Source organism: Streptomyces aurantiaciflavus (genome assembly GCF_049808595.1).
Lineage (GTDB): Bacteria > Actinomycetota > Actinomycetes > Streptomycetales > Streptomycetaceae > Streptomyces.
Genome location: NZ_JBNCAQ010000001.1, coordinates 259,758 through 274,306, shown reverse-complemented (window position 1 = coordinate 274,306; position 14,549 = coordinate 259,758). Strand labels below are relative to the sequence as shown.

Genomic DNA, 14,549 nt, shown 5'->3' with positions numbered 1-14,549 from the left:
TCAGGTCGCGCTCTTGCCCTGCGGCTGACGGCCCTTGGGCGGCTCGGTGCGCTGCTGCTCCTCAACCTTCTGTGCCTCGGCCGGCGTCGGTGTCGGAGCCGGCGGCGCCGGGGTCTGCGGCTTGTCCTGCGTGCGGCGGGGCTTGTAGCCGCGCAGCTTCAGCTGTTCGTCGACCTGGGCGACGCGGTCCTTTTTGCCGAGCTGCACCAGGCCCTCGCGCTCGCGCAGCAGGGCGGCGATCATCGTGTCTTCGGTCTGGGGTTCGCTCATGACGGTGCTCCCTGGTGGGGTGGTGAACTGGGCGGGCCCGCCGGAGTCGAGGCGGGCCCGCCCGGATGGGGGATCAGACGCCGGTGAAGGTCGGCGTGATCAGGCCGGTACCGGCGATCTTCCGGGAGTGCGCGTAGCGCTGGAAGGTGTAGGCGAAGTAGCCGTAGACGACGAGCAGGACGCCGAGGCTGGCGGCCTTGGTCTGCTCGGCCCGGATGTACATGGGCGCGTCGGGGTCTTCCCAGAGGTGGCATTCCTGGCGGTCGGCGAGGTAGATCTCGTCCTCGTTGGTGCCTGCGCCGAGGTTGGTCGCGACGTTGTTGTCGACGATGACCGGGGTGCCGTTGGGCAGGATGCCGCGGATGCCGCGCCCGTAGGCGGTGGCGTAGTTCGCGCCGAGGGTCTGGGCGATGATGCCGGGCTGGGTGATGAGCGGCCAGGTGGAGCCCATGGCGTTCTGCATCCAGTACCAACGGCGGGAGTTCATCACCGCGATGTTGTCGCCGGAGGCCATGTCGAGCATGGCGGCCTCGACGCCGGCCAGGCCCTCGATCACCTTCGGGTACAGCTCGGCCGCGGTCGGCGTGGCGTCCGTGTAGGTGATGGCGGTGGCCACGTTGGTCAGGCCGGTGGAGGCCTGGTTGAGCAGCTTGTTGTCGAGGTTGGTGTTGTACCGGCGGAAGAGGTCGTCCATGACGACGGCCTCGACGCCGGCGCCGCGCTCGACGGCCTGGCGGGAGATGGTCTGCTGGCCCGCCGCGGTCTGCACGGTGATGGGCAGGTTGGTGTCGTCCATGTCCTGCTCGGCCACGGCCGCGTTCTCTGCCGACTGGTTGTCGACCGACGAGCCGGTGGTGACTCGGCTGATGTTGACCTGCATGCCCTGGGCGGGCAGGTCGTGGTGGCGGCAGGCGTCCGCGAACGGCCGGTTGGCCTGCGCGGCGGGCGCGTACATGTCGGTCAGGTACTGCGGCACGACGAGGCCGGAGAACGCGCCTGTGCCCACGGCGCGCAGCTGGTCGCCGCGCAGGGTGCGCTCCTCGGCCATGTGCTGGGCGAGGCGGGCCTGGGCGTCGTAGTCGCCGAGGAAGGCGGCGGCGACGTCGCGTTCGAACTGCGCGCCGCGTCGGTCGATGTCGGGCCGGTACGTGCGCTCCTCCTGGCCGACGCGGGCGACCCGGTCGTAGGCCGGGGCACGGGTGGCCGAGGGCGTGGTGCGGGCGGACAGCGCCGCCAGCTCGTCCTCGCGGGCCTGCTCCGCTTCCAGTTCGGCGAGGGCCTCCTGGCGCCGGGTGACCTCGGCGTCGGCGGCGTCACGGCGGGCGACCTGCGCGGTCACCTGCTCCTCGGTCAGGTTCTCGTCGGAGCGCAGCGCGATGAGCGCGTCCTGCTCCTGCTGTCGGGTGGTGATCGCCGTGTTCAGCGCGGTGCGCGCCTGGGCGATCAGTTCGGCGAGCGTCAAGGCTCGGCCCTCCTTGGTCGGTTGAGTCCAGACGCCCCGGTCCAGGACAGACGGCCACCCGAGGCCATAGCGCCGGGTGGACTCGTGCGCGCAGAGCGCAGGGCAGTACTCCCGCCGGGCGGCGGGAAGATCAGAGGTCAGCGGGCGAGCGCGATCTCCAGCAGCGCGCGGGCCCGGCCCGACGGCGCGGCCGCGGGCTGCCGCAGGCTCGCACCGGTGTGGGGGTTCGCGCCGTAGCCGACGATCGCAACGTCGCCGCGGTGGATGTCGTACCGGTTGATCCGGTACTCGGTGTAGTCCGGGGACCACTGGCCCGACTCGATGCGGAACGCGAACGACATCTCATCGATGAGGCCGGCCTTCAGCTTCGGCGCGATGTACGCGACGTCGTGGTCCGCCGGGTCCAGGGCGGGCGCGTGGACGAACAACCCGTTGGCGTCCTCGGTGAGGAACAGCGTGCCGGTCGTCGTGCGGGCCAGGCGCCGCAGCTGGTCGTGCCCGAGGACCAGCGGCACGTCGAGGTTCGCGCGGGCGAGGGAGTCAGCGCCGGCGCCCTCGGAGACGATCTCGGTGTACGGGCCGAACATGTCCCACATCTCGTAGCCACGCTCGTACACCGAGGCGTGCCCGACGAACTCCAGCGTGCTGCCTCCGTCGCCGCTCTCGCGTAGCTGGACGCCGGTCAGGGTGGCGCGCACGGACGCGCGGGCGCCGGGCTGCTGGGCGCTGCGGCGCTGCGAGGGGCGGTCGGCACGCTGGCGGACGTGCTGGGCTCGTTCGGCCGCGGCGGCGGCGAGCGTGGTGGTGGTCATGACGGTGCTCCCGGTACGGCGTTCGTGGGTTGCGCGGGGACGGAGCGCGAGCCGAAGAGCCGGTCGAACTCGGCCAGCTGGTCGTCGGTGAAGGGCGGCAGGTTGTCGAGCGCCCGGGCCTCGGACGGGGCGAGCGTGCGGGCGGTGATGCGGGCGCCGATCGTGCGGGCTCGAGTCTCGGGGTCCATCCGCAGCAGTGCGTCCGTGTTGAGCTTCACGAACCGCGGGCCGGAGACCAGCTTGCGGCTGAACGCGTCTTCGCGGCGGCCCACGGCCGGGCCCAGGTTCATGATGAGGAACTGCAAGTTCCTCTGGGTCATGTTGGCGTAGGTGATCGAGCTGCCGGACACGGCGGCGTCGATCAGGTCACCGGGGCAGCCGAAGAAGCGGGCGATGTCGGTGGCCCCGTACTGCCGGGCCTCGAGGAACGCGGACTGTGAGGCGACGGCCTGAATCGGCTTGTACTCCCAGTCCACGCCGTGGACGAACAGGCCTGAGCTGTCGACGGCCGCCCGGAACTGCTCGCGGGCGATGCGGGCCTGGTCTTTGTCCACGGTCTTGGCGGTGTTCTTCAGCTCAGCCAGGGGCACGGCGCCGGCGGCGAACCAGTCACGGGCGAACTGCTGGGCGCTCAGCGACTCCTCGATCGACCATGCGGCGTAGGCCACCGGAGACAGGCCCAGAGGGAAGCCGGCCACGGTGTACTGCTTTTCGTGCCAGACCTCCCACGGCTCGTACTCCTGGCCGTTGATGATGAACTTTTTGATGGTCGGCCCGTTCGCGCGGACGGTGACGGCGCCCAGCTCGGCGAGTTCGATCCGTCCTGGCAGGCCTCGCCCGTCCGGCCCGATGACGCCGGTCCGTTCGGTGATCAGGCCGAAGCAGTTCCCGCCTCGGTCCAGGTCGAACTCGGTGGAGTACATCCACTCCTTGATGCCGACCTCGAGCCCGCCCGGGGTGACCAAGACGGGAGGCTTGGGCACCTCGACCTGGATGCCGTTGACGTACCGGTAGACGTCGATGGGAAATGTCGACATCAGGTCCGCACGCAGCCGAAGGCACGCCCACACGGCCGAGTTCCTCAGCGCTGTGTCGCTGGTGACGTGCACGCGGCTGCTGCGCCGCTCGCGTGACTGGGCCAACAGGTCCTCGGCGGAAGTGATCTGCGCGTCCCGGGTGAACATCTGCTTCAACCTCGACACGACGCCCACGGCCCGCCCCCTCTCACGCGAACGAGTCCGCGATGTCGTAGTCGTCCAGCACGTGCGGGCCCCGGATGACCAGCGCCCAGCGGGCGAAGGTGACCGCGCACAGCGGGCTGATGTCCACCAGCGACGTCGTCCGGTCCAGCGTCCACGCGTCGCCATTGCGCCTGGTCCGCGCTCCGTTGACGGCGGCCGTGAGCGGCACCTGGTCCAGGTGCACGGCCGTGCCCTGATTCATGGCGTCGGCCATCTGCCCGCACGCCTCGGTGATGTCGCCCGACCGCATCACGGCCAGGTCGCCGCGCTCCGGGTGCTCCTTGTCCTTGGGCACGTCGATGCCTGCAGCGATCAGGTCGTCGATCAGCGATCCGGCCGGCGCACCCGAGCTGGCGACAGCGACGGCTACGGGCTTCCAGAGCGCGGCCAGCCGCACCACGGCGGGCACTACCCAGTCGGTCCCAGGACGCCGGGCCACGACCTCGAGGTGCACCTTCCCGTCCGGCCGTCGGCACGCGGCCCCGATGGACGCGTACTTCCGGTCCTGCGAGACGTCGATCGCCAGGGCCACATCCTTGTTGGCCTTGCTCGTCCGGTCGACCAGCCCCGGCCACGCGGCCTTGGGCACATTGGGGTCTGGCGGCGGCGCCGCCTTACGCGTGCGATTGAGGTACGCGCGGTCGAACTCGGCCGGGTCCAACTTCTCCAGCTCGGCCTGGATGACGTCCTCGGTCACGGTGTAGCCGAGGGCCGGAAGGGTCGCGCGCCACGTGGCCGGGTCGTCGCGCGGCATGTCCTCCGGGGCGAACCACTCGAAGTAGGCCGTACGGGTGAACACCCCTGTACGCCACAGTTCCTCGATCAGCTCCCGGCCCGCTTGTCGCTTCTTGTTCAGCGGGACCGACTTCTCAGTGCCGCCGGCAGACGCCCACCACAGCTGGGCCATCGGTCTCGTCAGCATGGCCGGGGAGAAAGCCTGCTCGAGGCGATCGTCGCCGTGGGCGAACAGCTCGTCCATCACGCCCAGGTCCAGCGGCGGGCCGTGGCCGGCCTGCTCGGTGTTCGACGTGATGCCGATACGCGAGCGGGTCGACTTGGCGATGATCGCCTCGTGCCCGTTGGCCTTGCGGATGGCGAACCGGCGCGCCAGCCGGGACACCTCGATCGTCGCCCAGAACTCGTCTTCCCACCGCTCGCGCGCCATGCTGCGGTTCTGGGCGGCGTAGATGATGCGCTGCCGCTTGTAGGCCTGCGCACGGTGGACCTTGACCGCCAGCAGCCCCTGGGTCTTGCCCTGCTGACGCGGCACCGAGAGCCCGACGTTGCGGTGCCAGAAGACGCCCGTGTCCGGGTTGATCTCCATGGCGACGTCCCACACGTACCGCTGCCAGGGCATCGGCGTGAAGCCCAGCCGTTCCATGATCTTGGCGACCTTGCCGCCCAGCGTCGGGAGTTCCGGCCGGCGCGGAGTGCCCCACATCGGTGGGCACTCCAGCCCGTACAGCTCGCGGCACTGCTCGACGAACTCAGTCGGGGGTCGCCAGGTCGTCGAGGTCGTCGTCATCGTCCGGCTCCTCCGGCGCGAGGGAGCGCAGCTCCGCGAGGACTTCGCGCAGCTCCCGGGACAGAGAGTGCAGGGAGTTGCCGAGCGATACGGGGGCGTCGATCTCCTGCGCCAGCCGTACGGCAACGGCGGCCAGGGTGGGTGCTGTGGGGCCCAGCTCCTCGAGGTCGCCGAGGGCATCGAGGTCGTCGAGCACCCGGGCGCGTACGCGGCCTGGCCCGGCGACGTCCTCGAACGGGTCACTCTTCTGCTCGTCCGAGTCGGCTCCGCCGGGGAGCAGTTGTGACGGCTCGACCTCGAGGGCCGCGGCGAGCGCAACCAGGTCGTCGGCGTCGACTCGGCGGACGCCCCCCTCGATCTTGCCGAGGACGGACGCGCTCATGGGGCGGCCGGCATCGGTGACGGCCTTGGCGAGGTAGGTCTGGTCCCAGCCGTGGCGCTGGCGGTGTGAGACGACGGCGGCGGCGAGGAATCCGCCGGCCTCGCCAATCTGGATGGCCCGAGCCGCCATCATCGCCTCCTCTATACGCCGGTGATCAGTCCGCGATCATGGCGGCCCCTTGGGGGCCCCGGGGAGAGAAAAAAAACAGCTGGGCGCGGGGTTGCGATATGTCCGATTCCTAAAACGCCAGGGAGATCCCAGCCGATCAGCCCAGGTCAGAGCCACAATGCGTCTGGGTTCCGAGCCTTGATGAACTGCTCGGTCACCTCGAACTGGGCCGTGAGTTCCTCGTCGGTCAGCCGCTCGTCGCGGCGCAGCGCGCGCCAGGTGTACCAGGCCAGGAGGTAGGCATCGTGCGTGGGGTAGTCCTCGTACCGCGGCTCGGGGTGCGGGTCGGGCTCCATCGGCAGCACGATCGTCAGCACAGGATCAGCCTCGGAACGTGACGGCAAACCCGGGCAGGCCGAGGCCGAAGTCCGGGTCGGCGGACGCGGGGCGCAGCGGTGCATGCAGCTCGGTCTCGTCGACGCTGCACATGGGCTGGCGCGGCGAGACGCCCGCCGGCGCTCCGGTCCACCGGAACGGTTCGCCACAGTCGTGGCACTTGACCCTGATGTCGGCGGAGTAGCCGACCACGGTCGGGTCGTCGTCGCTCGCCGTGATCCGGTTGACGTCGACGAAGGCGTCGAAGTTCTCGTGAGGGCAGGGGCGGTCGGGGTGAGCCATACCTTCCTCTCTATGGTCCGGCGAACCAGTCGACGCTGGTCACCAACTGGCTCACCTCGGACAGCGGCCGGTCGCTCTTCTCGCTGTTGCACTTGCGGAGGCAGACGGGACAGCCGGCCACGCCGTGGATGGGGGCCAGGTTGTCGGGGTCCTGGCGAGCGCCGCCCCGGCTCACGGGGTGGATGTGGTCGACGGCGTCGGAGGCGCCGTGGCCGCACACGATGCACACGTCGCTCTCGCGCAGGATGCGGGCGCGCAGTTGGCGGTACTCGTAACTGGTGAGTTCGTCGCGGCTGGCCATGTGTCCTCAGGCGGGTGTGGGTGCGGCCCCGTACCTGGTGGGTACGGGGCCGCTGGCGGTCGGCGCCGGGGCGCCTCAAATGGGTAGCTCGGGTCAGACCTTGCAGAAGCCGGTGTCCTTGAGGGCCTGGTTGATCTTCTTGCCTTGGGCCTCGGTGGTCGTGACGTCCTTGTAGGTGAAGCGCTGCGAGGCGGACCACTCGAGGCGCTGGGCGCCGCCATTGATGGCGCTGCACTGGTTGCGGGCAGCGTCGATGGCCTTGCCCTCGTACTTGACGATGTCCGGGTTTACCGCGGCGAGGGCCTTGAGGAGTTGGGCCCGCTTCTCGCCGGTGGGCTCGGGCGGGATGCCGGCGGCCTTCATGGCTTCGCTGTAGCCCGGGTCGGGCGTGTGGGTCGCCGAGGCCTTCGGCGTGGCCTTGCTGGCGGCGTCGGTGGTGTCGTCGTCGCTGCTGCCACAGGCGGTGAGGCTGGTGGTGAGGATGACGGCGGCCGCGGCGGCCTTACGGATGCGCATGTTCCCCCCAGGGACTGCTGAGACTGAGGGGCCATCATGCACCAGGCACAGCGACGCCCTCGGCCGATTCGTGTGAGCGATCGGGGCCGAGGGCGTCGAGTGCTGTCCGCGTCCGGGCACGCCGAACACGGCTTGAGTGTTACACCGTGTGATCAACGTGGTCAAGCGGACTTGGCGGCGGCCGCGTCCTGGGCGTGGGCCTGGACTTCGTGCAGGTCGACCAGGGCGCGGCCGCGGTCGTCGTGGCCGTGGCGGGTGAGCTTGCCGCGGTGGAGCCAGACGCGGATGGTGCCGGGCCGTATGCCGGTGGCGGCCTGGGCGGCGTAGGCGTCGACGAGGACGGGGTGTGTCATCTGTCCATGGTGCGTCAGCGGGCGCCCTGGTCGTATGTGCGGCGCCAGGCATTGTGTGCGCGCCGGCCGATGCGTAGCCGGAGCTTGTGGCCGCCGCAGCGTGGGCAGGTCTGGTGTCCGGTGAGCCATCGGTGGATCTGCCCCTCGCCCTTGCATCTGCGGCAGGGGGCGAACGGCTTGACGGCGCATAACACTGCGTAGCAGCCGAGGGCCGCGACGAGCGCAGCACTAGCGATCAGCATGAGGGGCTGTGATCCTTCCTGAGGCGGTTATTCCCGTTTCCTGGGCCCCCGCTGCTAGGCGCTAGGTAACAGGTCAGGGGCGTGTTCTGGTGCTTGTAGGGGTGCTAGGCCTAGCAGGGTGGGGTGCTAGGCCTAGCGGGTGTGCGAGCGTCAGGCGGCGGCCCGGTCAGCGTCACGGCGTGTGAGTGCGGCGGCGACGTCGGCGCGCTTGATTCCGCGCTTGGTGGTGCCCTTTCCGTCATCACCGGTGGCCCACACGTCGGCGGTTGCGACGCCCCACGGCCGTAGCGCTGGGGCGACGTTCGCAGTCGTCCACTCGCCGTAGACGTCCGGCCAGTTGTCGGCGAGGCGGGCAGCGATTCGCTCACACCACAGCTGCTCCTCGTCGGCGCGCATGACCTTGAGGACGTCGCCGAGGACGTCCATGCCGCGCGATGCCGAGGGCCCCTCGCCGAGGGCGTGGCCGGTGATGTTGCCGTACTCCTCGCGCATCTGGCGGGCGCGTGCGACGACCAACTCGGCGCCGGGGGCGTCGACGAACGCGGAGGCCGCGATCAGGGGGTCGTCGCCCTCGCCGGCCATCCAGCAGATGCCGCGGTCGGAGCGGCTGAACATGGTGGCGCGGATGCCGGCCTTGTAGGCGCCGGTGCCCAGGACCATGTCGTTGGCGGTGTGGCTCATGACCTTCAGGCAGAACCGTAGGACAGCGTTCGCGCTGATGCCGGGCGGAAGGCTCTTGGCGTCGGGGCGCTGGGTGGCGAACATGCCGACGATGCCGAGGGCCGGGCCGCGCTTGGCGATGTCCGTGCAGATCGATTCCAGCTCCGCGCCGTACTTTTCGTGCTCGAACGGCACCTGGCACTCGTCGAAGCCCACCACGATCGGGTGCAGGCCGAGGCTGCGGTCGCTGGCCAAGGCCGGGGTCACCTTCGACTCGGGGCAGCGTGAGCGTGGCAGGGAGCGGATCACTTTGGCCCGGCGGCGCAGTTCGTCTTTCAGCTCCCGCAGGGCGTGCAGGACGTACAACACGTCTTCGTCGTCCTCGCCGGAGCGGTACCGGTGGCAGACGGGTTCCAGCGGGCCGAGGTCGCCGGTGCCCTTGAAGTCGAACGCCCACAGCTCGGCGCGCGGGTCGAGGGCGGCGATGAGCAGCAGTAGGCGCAGCAGGAACGTCTTGCCCATGCGAGGGATGGAGCCGATGACGACAGAGGCGAACATCAGGGTGACGACGATGTTCCGCATGCGCTGGTCGTTGCCGAACACGACGGGCTTGAACAGGTCGACTTGGCCGTCCTTCAGTAGCGGCCAGGCGGGTTTGGTCGTCTCGTTCATGGGCTTGTCGCCGACCCACAGCACCAGGCGGCCCTCGTGCTCGTCGGGGTCGCCGGACGGCCACACGCAGCCCAGCTTGCGGCGCAGGCCGGAGGCGAGGGCCTCGCGCCGTTCCATGACGTCCTCCGGAACTACGCCGTACGGCAGGTCCAGGTCGGCGCGGTAGCCGGGGCCGTCTCGGACGATCTCCGAGGTGAAGCGGAGGCCGTCCATGTCACCGCCCTTCTTGATGGCAGCGCTGATCTTCGGGTTACCGATCGACTCCAGGCCGCGCAGCACGATCATTCCGGTGAGCCGCTGGAGTTCGGTGCGCAGGACGGCGGGGCCGATGACCGGGGCGTCGGGCTGCTGCCCGGCGTAGCCGAGGGTCAGCACGCCACCGGCGGCGAACGCCCACAGGAAAGCTGGGGCCATGACGTACAGCCACAGTGCGAACCCGATGCCGAAGACGAGGGCGGTCACGGTGACGAGGCCGCGGAGGCGTACCCGGTTCCCGCGGAGGCGGGCGAGCTTCAGGTATTCCTCGACGTCCTCCTGGCGGACGGCGTAGTCGCGCAGGGGTGCGGCCTCGCGGTCCCACAGCCACCGGTTGGTGCTGGCGATGAAGCGGCATGCGCCGCGTGGGGCCATGGCGGTCAGTTGGATGCCGTACCAGGGGAGTCGGGGCGTGTGGTAGGCGGCGGTGTACGCGAGGCGGCCGCCGGTGTGGCGGACGGCCGTTGCGAACTCGGTGCGGTCCTTGAGCCAGGCGGGCACGATCGGGCGCCGGCGTTCGGTGGAGACGCCGGGCGCGGGCAGGTTGGGGTTGTCGACAGGACGCGCCGGGACGGGGGTGTCCTGGACAGGCGCGGGCGCGTCCACGGCGGGACGCTGAACCGTATCGGTCATGCTGGTGGTTCCTTGCCCTCAGGTGGGGTTGGGAGTGCCCGAGGACGGCCTGATGCGTGGTGGCGGAGGGCCGTCCTCGGCGCGTTGTACTGGTGGTCAGTCCCTGCCGCGGAGAATCTCGCGCCACAGGGACCGCAGGACGAGCAGGCAGGCGGTCGCGCAGACGCCCAGGATGGCCACGGCGATCATGGACAGGGCGAACGCGAGGGCGAGCAGGGCCGCCGTGCCGCCGATGACCAGCCATTTGACCGCGTTGAACTGCTGACGGGGCGCGGGGGCGTGGCTCGGCTGAGGCTGGGCGGCCTGCGTCAACTGCTGGGCGTGCAGCATGGCCAGGATCAGCCGGAGCTGCTCGCTGTTGTCGGAGGCCTCGACGGCCTCGCGCGCGGCCTGGGCCAGGTCGTCGCTCATGGCGTCCACCTCCGCACCCTGCGGGCGAGGGCGGGACGCGCGACGATGCCGAGGACGAACGCGAGCACGACGGGCTGCGCGGCGAGGTCGGCGGCTAGGCCCGGGACGAGGACGACGACCAGGCCGAGGACGGCGCCGAGGACCAGCTGGCTCATGCCCGCACCTCCTGGCCAAGCCGGGACGCGTCGAACAGGTTGTGTCCCAGAGCGTTCTTGCCGTACGGGACCAGGCGGCCGGCGGCGACCCAGCTGCGTACGGTCGACGGCTCGATGCCGAGGATTTTGGCGGCCTCGGACGAGCCGACGAGACGCGGTGCTGTGCCTCCCGAGTGGGGGCGTCCTGCGCGCTGTCGCGTGCGCGGGTGAAGGCCTCGTCCTGAGGGACGGCGCAGGCCCGGGCGGGGGCGTACGAGGCGCGGCCGCGCGGGCGGCAACGCGAGCGTCTCGGCGGTGTCCTGGTCGTCGAAGCGTTCCAGGGTCACGGTAGGCGCGGCCGCGCTGCTCGTGGCCGGGGCGAGCGGGACGCCGGAGGCCTGCGGGACGGCGCGGGACGCGTGTGTGTCCTGGGCGGCCGGGGGCGAGGCGGCAAGGTGCAGCAGGTGTCCCACGACGGCCGGCGGAACCAGTGAGGTGACCGCGATCAGCAGGGGCTGGTCGGCCTCGAGGTGATTGGTGTCGATCAGGTGGCTGACGACCTGGGCGGCCATGGCGAGGCCGAGCGCGAGGCACGCGCCGATGATCGCGGACCAGCGGCCGCGGTCGCCCGGGCGGCGGGTCGAGGCGACGGCGGCCGCGATGCCCGCGTAAGCGGACAGGACCACCGGCATCCCGTACGTGAAGGGGTCGCGCCAGCCCGCGTTGCGGGCCAGGTGGTACTCGCCGGGGGCGCACATCAGCAGGGCCACGCCGAGCACGATCGGGCGGCCGCCGGCCGTGAGGCCGCGCACCCACAGGGGCGCGGCAGGACGGTGCCCGCGCTGCGGTGAGCGGGGGTTGAGCCGAGCGAGCAGACGCTGGGCCCAATGGGGCATGGCAGGATGCGCCATAGCCGGATCTCCTTGGTGTTCTTAGCCGAAGTCAGGGAGTGAAGGTCAGGCCCTCGCTCGGTGTTGCACGCACCGGCGGGGGCCGCTGAGTTCTCAGGCGGCCGTCAAGGACGCCTCCTGCTGCTCTTCCTCGACGGCCTGCTGGGCCTTGGCGAGGTCGAGCCAGCGCGACGGCGGCCAGCTGCTGCCGCACCACGTGCACTGCACGGCCGTCTGCGCCGGCCGCCGCAGCAGGACGGCGCCGCACACGGCGCCCTCGTCCAGGAACACCGGGCACGCGCCCAGTTCCTGCGGGCGCTCGTCCGGGTCCTGCGGATCAACGATCGCGGCGACGTTGCGCTCGAGCTGGCGCACCTCGTCGGCAAGCTGGCCAGCCATGTCCCAGCTGGCCGCGATCCACTCAAGGTTGATGGACAGCGCGCGCGAGGCGACGACGATGCGGCGGGCGATCGTCCCCCCAGTGAGGGGCTCGCCCCAACCACGCTCGGCCTGCATGGCGCTGCGCCAGTCCTCCAGGACGCCGACGATGCCGCCCGGGCCCCGGAGGTTGAAAACCGGCTCAACGATCGGCAGAGGGGCCTCGGCGGGCCGCGTACGGCCGAACTCGGGGCGGCGGCCGCCGGGGTGCAGGAAACCCGCGAGCGCCTCGTACAGGCGCGGCATGCCGTCCAGGCGCGTGCCCGTGGCCAGCGTGCAGCCCGGGCACAGGTAGCCGTCCGCCTCGTTCGTCCCGCACAGTCCGCACGTCATCGTTCCGTCCCCTCGTTCTCGTCGGTGTCCGGCCACTCGATGTGGCCGCGTCCGTAGCCGCGCAGAAGGTCGTCGGCGTTGCGCGCGGTGACAGCCAGGCCGTACTCGGGGTCCTCGAGGACGACCACGAACCCGGAGGGGAACTCGGCCCCGTCGTACACGCGGCCGTGGCCCAGGTGCAGCCGGAAGCCGCGCGCCACGGGTGCGGTGTCCTGGGGGCGGTCCTGTGCTGTCACTTTTCACCACCACTGCGCAGCGCCAGGGCGATCGCGCCGAGGACGGCAAGGAAGGCGGCTACGGCCACTGCCCGTTCGGCGCTCACCGGCTGACCCGGATGATGCCGAGCGGGGTGCCGGCCTCGAGCGCCTGGTGCAGCTGACGCAGGCGGAACAGGGCACGGGGGTCGCGGAGGGCGAGGCGGCCGCGGGTGGCGTTGGGAAGGGCGCGCCAGCAGTCCGGGCAAAGGTACTGCTTGACGGCGCGGCGGCCGGGGCAGCCGGGGCATTTCACTTCGCGCATGGTCAGGGCTCCGTTCGTGGGCGGATGGTGCGGCGGATGGTGCGGGCGATCAGGCGGGTGGCGGTGCGCAGGTCCTGGCCGGGGTGGCCGCAGGCGAGGCCCGCCCAGGCGACGACGCTGGCCAGGTAGGCGAGGACGCCGATCACGCGGCGTTCCCGGTGGCCAGCCGCCACGCATCGACGATGGCCTTCGGGACGCGGCCGACGGGCGGGCAGTCGTGACCGTTCTGCCTCGCCCACGCCCGCACTTCGGCCGCGGGGTACTCCACGGGCTTCCGCTTGGTCTTGGCCTTGGGCGGGGCCAGCTCGGCCTCGCGGGCGCGCAGCTCGGCCAGCCGCTGCTCGAGCTGCTCGGCCTCGGTCGTGATCGCCTTCAGCTCCTGGTCGGCGGCGTAGCGCTTGCGGAGGCCAGTGACTGCAATCCGGGCGCGGGTGGCCTGGTCCTGCACCTCCGGGTCGAGGTGCTCGTCGCCCCAAGCGAGCAGCTTGCCGAGGGGCAGTCGCTCGGCGTCGGAGGCCGGCGTGGCGCTAGGCGGAAGGTCGTTCTTCGGGAGCTGCGGAATGGGTTGGGTCATGGCGTGCTGGCTTTCTGTGTCGTCGGGGAGGTGGAGGCGCCACTGGCGGGCGGCTTCGGGGCCGCCCTGCTCGTCGATCTCGTCGAGTAGGGCGCGCAGGGCGGCGATGGTCATGGCCGGTCGCTCCGCTGTGGCGGCTCGATCTGCATGGGCAGGCAGGTGATGAACCAGCCGTCGCCGCGGAGGGCGGAGACAGCGGCACGTCCCACGGCGCGTGCCTCGCTTTCCGTGACGCGGAACGCGGCCTGGACCTCGGCGGCGATGACCGCGGCGACGGCATCGGCCACGATGCCGAGGGCCCGGCTCACCGCTGCCCCCGCTGCCAGGGCCCGCGGCGTACGGCGGGGCGGCGGCGTCGGGCGAGCGGGATCACCTGGGCCGAGGGCAGCACCCGGGGCTCGGGCCCGGCGCAGGTGGCCACGTGCGGCATGGCGCGCCATTCCAGGTGTTCCGGGGTGGGGCGGTCCTTGGTGAGGGCGCGGGCCCGCAGGGTGCCAGTGGCGTCGGTGTAGACGGCCACGTTGCCCCTGTCGTCGGGCTCGGGGTTGACGGGCTGGCGGCGGCCGGCCTCGGTGATGGCCCAGCGGATGGGCTCGTTGCAGCTGGGGCAGGTTGTGACGCCTTGTCGACTGGGCATCTGAAGTCCTCCGGTCAGGTGCCGGTGTGGTGATCGGGCAGGTCGGCGAGGTAGGGCGCGACGAGACGGTGGCCGTAGACGAACAGGGCCTGGGCGCCGCCCAGCTCGGTGATGGCCTGGCGGATCTCGTCGGGTGTCGCGGCGGCGCGCAGCGCGGCCAGTTCCTCGGCAGAGACCTGGTGTGGCGAGCGGACGGCCAGCAGTAGTGGCCGCTGCCCGCTGTCCGTCTCGGGCTTCCTGCTGCGGCCGCCGGGGGCGCTCGGCACCGAGCGCAGCGGCGGCGCCGCTGCGGCGTCGGGAGCTCCATCGAGGACGTCGCGCGTACGTGCGTCCTGTGGCTGACCACTCACACCAGCCACCTCTTGGGAACCCCCATGGAAAACCCCTGGAGTGTTCGGGCCGCGGGTGCCCGAACCTCTTCGGCGTCCTCGTTGTCGAGTTGGGGCCGCGGTGGCCCGTTCTCGTTCGGGCCGCGGTGGCCCGAACTCTCCCCGTCCCGCCAC

The 14,549-nt window shown here is 71.2% G+C and carries 23 protein-coding genes; all 23 read right to left on the bottom strand.

Features of this window, described 5'->3' with window-relative positions; all coding sequences use genetic code 11:
• The 23 genes from ACPT94_RS01190 to ACPT94_RS01080 all read right to left on the bottom strand — a co-directional run bounded on the left by ACPT94_RS01190 (window position 1) and on the right by ACPT94_RS01080 (window position 14,396).
• Entirely contained in the window at window positions 1-270 is a 270-nt protein-coding gene (locus tag ACPT94_RS01190; protein ID WP_425244847.1) for a hypothetical protein, read from the bottom strand.
• 73 nt (window positions 271-343) lie between these two features.
• Window positions 344-1,732 carry a class III extradiol ring-cleavage dioxygenase family protein gene (locus ACPT94_RS01185; RefSeq protein WP_425244846.1) on the bottom strand — a complete coding sequence of 463 codons (1,389 nt, stop codon included), beginning with the start codon at window positions 1,730-1,732 and terminating at the stop codon, window positions 344-346.
• A gap of 137 nt (window positions 1,733-1,869) precedes the next feature.
• On the bottom strand, window positions 1,870-2,544 hold the full coding sequence (locus ACPT94_RS01180) for an HK97 family phage prohead protease (RefSeq protein ID WP_425244845.1): 675 nt from the start codon (window positions 2,542-2,544) through the stop codon (window positions 1,870-1,872).
• Window positions 2,541-3,746 (bottom strand): phage portal protein, encoded by a 1,206-nt coding sequence (locus ACPT94_RS01175; protein WP_425244844.1) that lies wholly within the window; start codon window positions 3,744-3,746, stop codon window positions 2,541-2,543. Before ACPT94_RS01175 ends, ACPT94_RS01180 begins: the two co-directional genes overlap by 4 nt.
• A 22-nt stretch (window positions 3,747-3,768) precedes the next feature.
• Window positions 3,769-5,310 carry a terminase gene (locus ACPT94_RS01170; RefSeq protein ID WP_425244843.1) on the bottom strand — a complete coding sequence of 514 codons (1,542 nt, stop codon included), beginning with the start codon at window positions 5,308-5,310 and terminating at the stop codon, window positions 3,769-3,771.
• The gene (locus ACPT94_RS01165) at window positions 5,273-5,824 is read right to left on the bottom strand and encodes a helix-turn-helix domain-containing protein (protein ID WP_425244841.1); all 552 of its coding nucleotides are present in this window, start codon (window positions 5,822-5,824) and stop codon (window positions 5,273-5,275) included. Before ACPT94_RS01165 ends, ACPT94_RS01170 begins: the two co-directional genes overlap by 38 nt.
• Window positions 5,825-5,967: 143 nt before the next feature.
• A complete protein-coding gene (locus ACPT94_RS01160) occupies window positions 5,968-6,177 on the bottom strand; it encodes a hypothetical protein (protein WP_425244840.1) in 210 nt (69 codons plus the stop codon).
• Between the two features lie 4 nt (window positions 6,178-6,181).
• Window positions 6,182-6,478 (bottom strand): hypothetical protein, encoded by a 297-nt coding sequence (locus ACPT94_RS01155; RefSeq protein ID WP_425244839.1) that lies wholly within the window; start codon window positions 6,476-6,478, stop codon window positions 6,182-6,184.
• Window positions 6,479-6,488: 10 nt separating this feature from the next.
• Window positions 6,489-6,779, bottom strand: coding sequence for an HNH endonuclease (locus ACPT94_RS01150; protein WP_425244838.1), 291 nt, complete (start codon window positions 6,777-6,779; stop codon window positions 6,489-6,491).
• A 93-nt stretch (window positions 6,780-6,872) separates the two neighbouring features.
• Complete coding sequence (locus tag ACPT94_RS01145; RefSeq protein WP_425244837.1) at window positions 6,873-7,295, bottom strand: hypothetical protein; 423 nt, start codon at window positions 7,293-7,295, stop codon at window positions 6,873-6,875.
• 161 nt (window positions 7,296-7,456) lie between these two features.
• Complete coding sequence (locus tag ACPT94_RS01140) at window positions 7,457-7,648, bottom strand: hypothetical protein (protein WP_425244836.1); 192 nt, start codon at window positions 7,646-7,648, stop codon at window positions 7,457-7,459.
• A 392-nt stretch (window positions 7,649-8,040) separates the two neighbouring features.
• On the bottom strand, window positions 8,041-10,110 hold the full coding sequence (locus ACPT94_RS01135) for a cell division protein FtsK (protein ID WP_425244835.1): 2,070 nt from the start codon (window positions 10,108-10,110) through the stop codon (window positions 8,041-8,043).
• 96 nt (window positions 10,111-10,206) lie between these two features.
• On the bottom strand, window positions 10,207-10,521 hold the full coding sequence (locus ACPT94_RS01130) for a hypothetical protein (RefSeq protein WP_425244834.1): 315 nt from the start codon (window positions 10,519-10,521) through the stop codon (window positions 10,207-10,209).
• Window positions 10,518-10,676 carry a hypothetical protein gene (locus tag ACPT94_RS01125; protein ID WP_425244833.1) on the bottom strand — a complete coding sequence of 53 codons (159 nt, stop codon included), beginning with the start codon at window positions 10,674-10,676 and terminating at the stop codon, window positions 10,518-10,520. The genes ACPT94_RS01130 and ACPT94_RS01125 overlap by 4 nt, the downstream gene beginning before the upstream one ends.
• Complete coding sequence (locus tag ACPT94_RS01120; RefSeq protein ID WP_425244832.1) at window positions 10,673-11,566, bottom strand: helix-turn-helix domain-containing protein; 894 nt, start codon at window positions 11,564-11,566, stop codon at window positions 10,673-10,675. Before ACPT94_RS01120 ends, ACPT94_RS01125 begins: the two co-directional genes overlap by 4 nt.
• A gap of 93 nt (window positions 11,567-11,659) precedes the next feature.
• The gene (locus ACPT94_RS01115) at window positions 11,660-12,316 is read right to left on the bottom strand and encodes a hypothetical protein (protein ID WP_425244831.1); all 657 of its coding nucleotides are present in this window, start codon (window positions 12,314-12,316) and stop codon (window positions 11,660-11,662) included.
• Complete coding sequence (locus ACPT94_RS01110) at window positions 12,313-12,552, bottom strand: hypothetical protein (protein WP_425244830.1); 240 nt, start codon at window positions 12,550-12,552, stop codon at window positions 12,313-12,315. Before ACPT94_RS01110 ends, ACPT94_RS01115 begins: the two co-directional genes overlap by 4 nt.
• 82 nt (window positions 12,553-12,634) lie before the next feature.
• Window positions 12,635-12,835 (bottom strand): hypothetical protein, encoded by a 201-nt coding sequence (locus ACPT94_RS01105; RefSeq protein ID WP_425244829.1) that lies wholly within the window; start codon window positions 12,833-12,835, stop codon window positions 12,635-12,637.
• 2 nt (window positions 12,836-12,837) lie between these two features.
• Entirely contained in the window at window positions 12,838-13,008 is a 171-nt protein-coding gene (locus ACPT94_RS01100; RefSeq protein WP_425244828.1) for a hypothetical protein, read from the bottom strand.
• Entirely contained in the window at window positions 12,978-13,523 is a 546-nt protein-coding gene (locus ACPT94_RS01095) for an Lsr2 family DNA-binding protein (RefSeq protein WP_425244827.1), read from the bottom strand. Before ACPT94_RS01095 ends, ACPT94_RS01100 begins: the two co-directional genes overlap by 31 nt.
• Entirely contained in the window at window positions 13,520-13,717 is a 198-nt protein-coding gene (locus ACPT94_RS01090; protein ID WP_425244826.1) for a hypothetical protein, read from the bottom strand. The genes ACPT94_RS01095 and ACPT94_RS01090 overlap by 4 nt, the downstream gene beginning before the upstream one ends.
• On the bottom strand, window positions 13,714-14,046 hold the full coding sequence (locus ACPT94_RS01085; RefSeq protein ID WP_425244825.1) for a hypothetical protein: 333 nt from the start codon (window positions 14,044-14,046) through the stop codon (window positions 13,714-13,716). The genes ACPT94_RS01090 and ACPT94_RS01085 overlap by 4 nt, the downstream gene beginning before the upstream one ends.
• A 14-nt stretch (window positions 14,047-14,060) precedes the next feature.
• Window positions 14,061-14,396: a hypothetical protein gene (locus tag ACPT94_RS01080; protein WP_425244824.1), complete on the bottom strand. Its 336-nt coding sequence runs from the start codon at window positions 14,394-14,396 to the stop codon at window positions 14,061-14,063.
• Window positions 14,397-14,549: the final 153 nt, after the last annotated feature.

What these genes read in the sequence shown, in the direction of transcription:
- ACPT94_RS01135 (WP_425244835.1), bottom strand. Translation starts at nt 10,110, where the DNA reads ATGACCGATACGGTTCAGCGTCCCGCCGTGGACGCGCCCGCGCCTGTC.
- ACPT94_RS01155 (WP_425244839.1), bottom strand. Translation starts at nt 6,478, where the DNA reads ATGGCTCACCCCGACCGCCCCTGCCCTCACGAGAACTTCGACGCCTTC.
- ACPT94_RS01165 (WP_425244841.1), bottom strand. Translation starts at nt 5,824, where the DNA reads ATGATGGCGGCTCGGGCCATCCAGATTGGCGAGGCCGGCGGATTCCTC.
- ACPT94_RS01095 (WP_425244827.1), bottom strand. Translation starts at nt 13,523, where the DNA reads ATGACCATCGCCGCCCTGCGCGCCCTACTCGACGAGATCGACGAGCAG.
- ACPT94_RS01130 (WP_425244834.1), bottom strand. Translation starts at nt 10,521, where the DNA reads ATGAGCGACGACCTGGCCCAGGCCGCGCGCGAGGCCGTCGAGGCCTCC.
- ACPT94_RS01125 (WP_425244833.1), bottom strand. Translation starts at nt 10,676, where the DNA reads ATGAGCCAGCTGGTCCTCGGCGCCGTCCTCGGCCTGGTCGTCGTCCTC.
- ACPT94_RS01190 (WP_425244847.1), bottom strand. Translation starts at nt 270, where the DNA reads ATGAGCGAACCCCAGACCGAAGACACGATGATCGCCGCCCTGCTGCGC.
- ACPT94_RS01180 (WP_425244845.1), bottom strand. Translation starts at nt 2,544, where the DNA reads ATGACCACCACCACGCTCGCCGCCGCCGCGGCCGAACGAGCCCAGCAC.
- ACPT94_RS01140 (WP_425244836.1), bottom strand. Translation starts at nt 7,648, where the DNA reads ATGACACACCCCGTCCTCGTCGACGCCTACGCCGCCCAGGCCGCCACC.
- ACPT94_RS01150 (WP_425244838.1), bottom strand. Translation starts at nt 6,779, where the DNA reads ATGGCCAGCCGCGACGAACTCACCAGTTACGAGTACCGCCAACTGCGC.
- ACPT94_RS01115 (WP_425244831.1), bottom strand. Translation starts at nt 12,316, where the DNA reads ATGACGTGCGGACTGTGCGGGACGAACGAGGCGGACGGCTACCTGTGC.
- ACPT94_RS01170 (WP_425244843.1), bottom strand. Translation starts at nt 5,310, where the DNA reads ATGACGACGACCTCGACGACCTGGCGACCCCCGACTGAGTTCGTCGAG.
- ACPT94_RS01085 (WP_425244825.1), bottom strand. Translation starts at nt 14,046, where the DNA reads ATGCCCAGTCGACAAGGCGTCACAACCTGCCCCAGCTGCAACGAGCCC.
- ACPT94_RS01105 (WP_425244829.1), bottom strand. Translation starts at nt 12,835, where the DNA reads ATGCGCGAAGTGAAATGCCCCGGCTGCCCCGGCCGCCGCGCCGTCAAG.
- ACPT94_RS01120 (WP_425244832.1), bottom strand. Translation starts at nt 11,566, where the DNA reads ATGGCGCATCCTGCCATGCCCCATTGGGCCCAGCGTCTGCTCGCTCGG.
- ACPT94_RS01145 (WP_425244837.1), bottom strand. Translation starts at nt 7,295, where the DNA reads ATGCGCATCCGTAAGGCCGCCGCGGCCGCCGTCATCCTCACCACCAGC.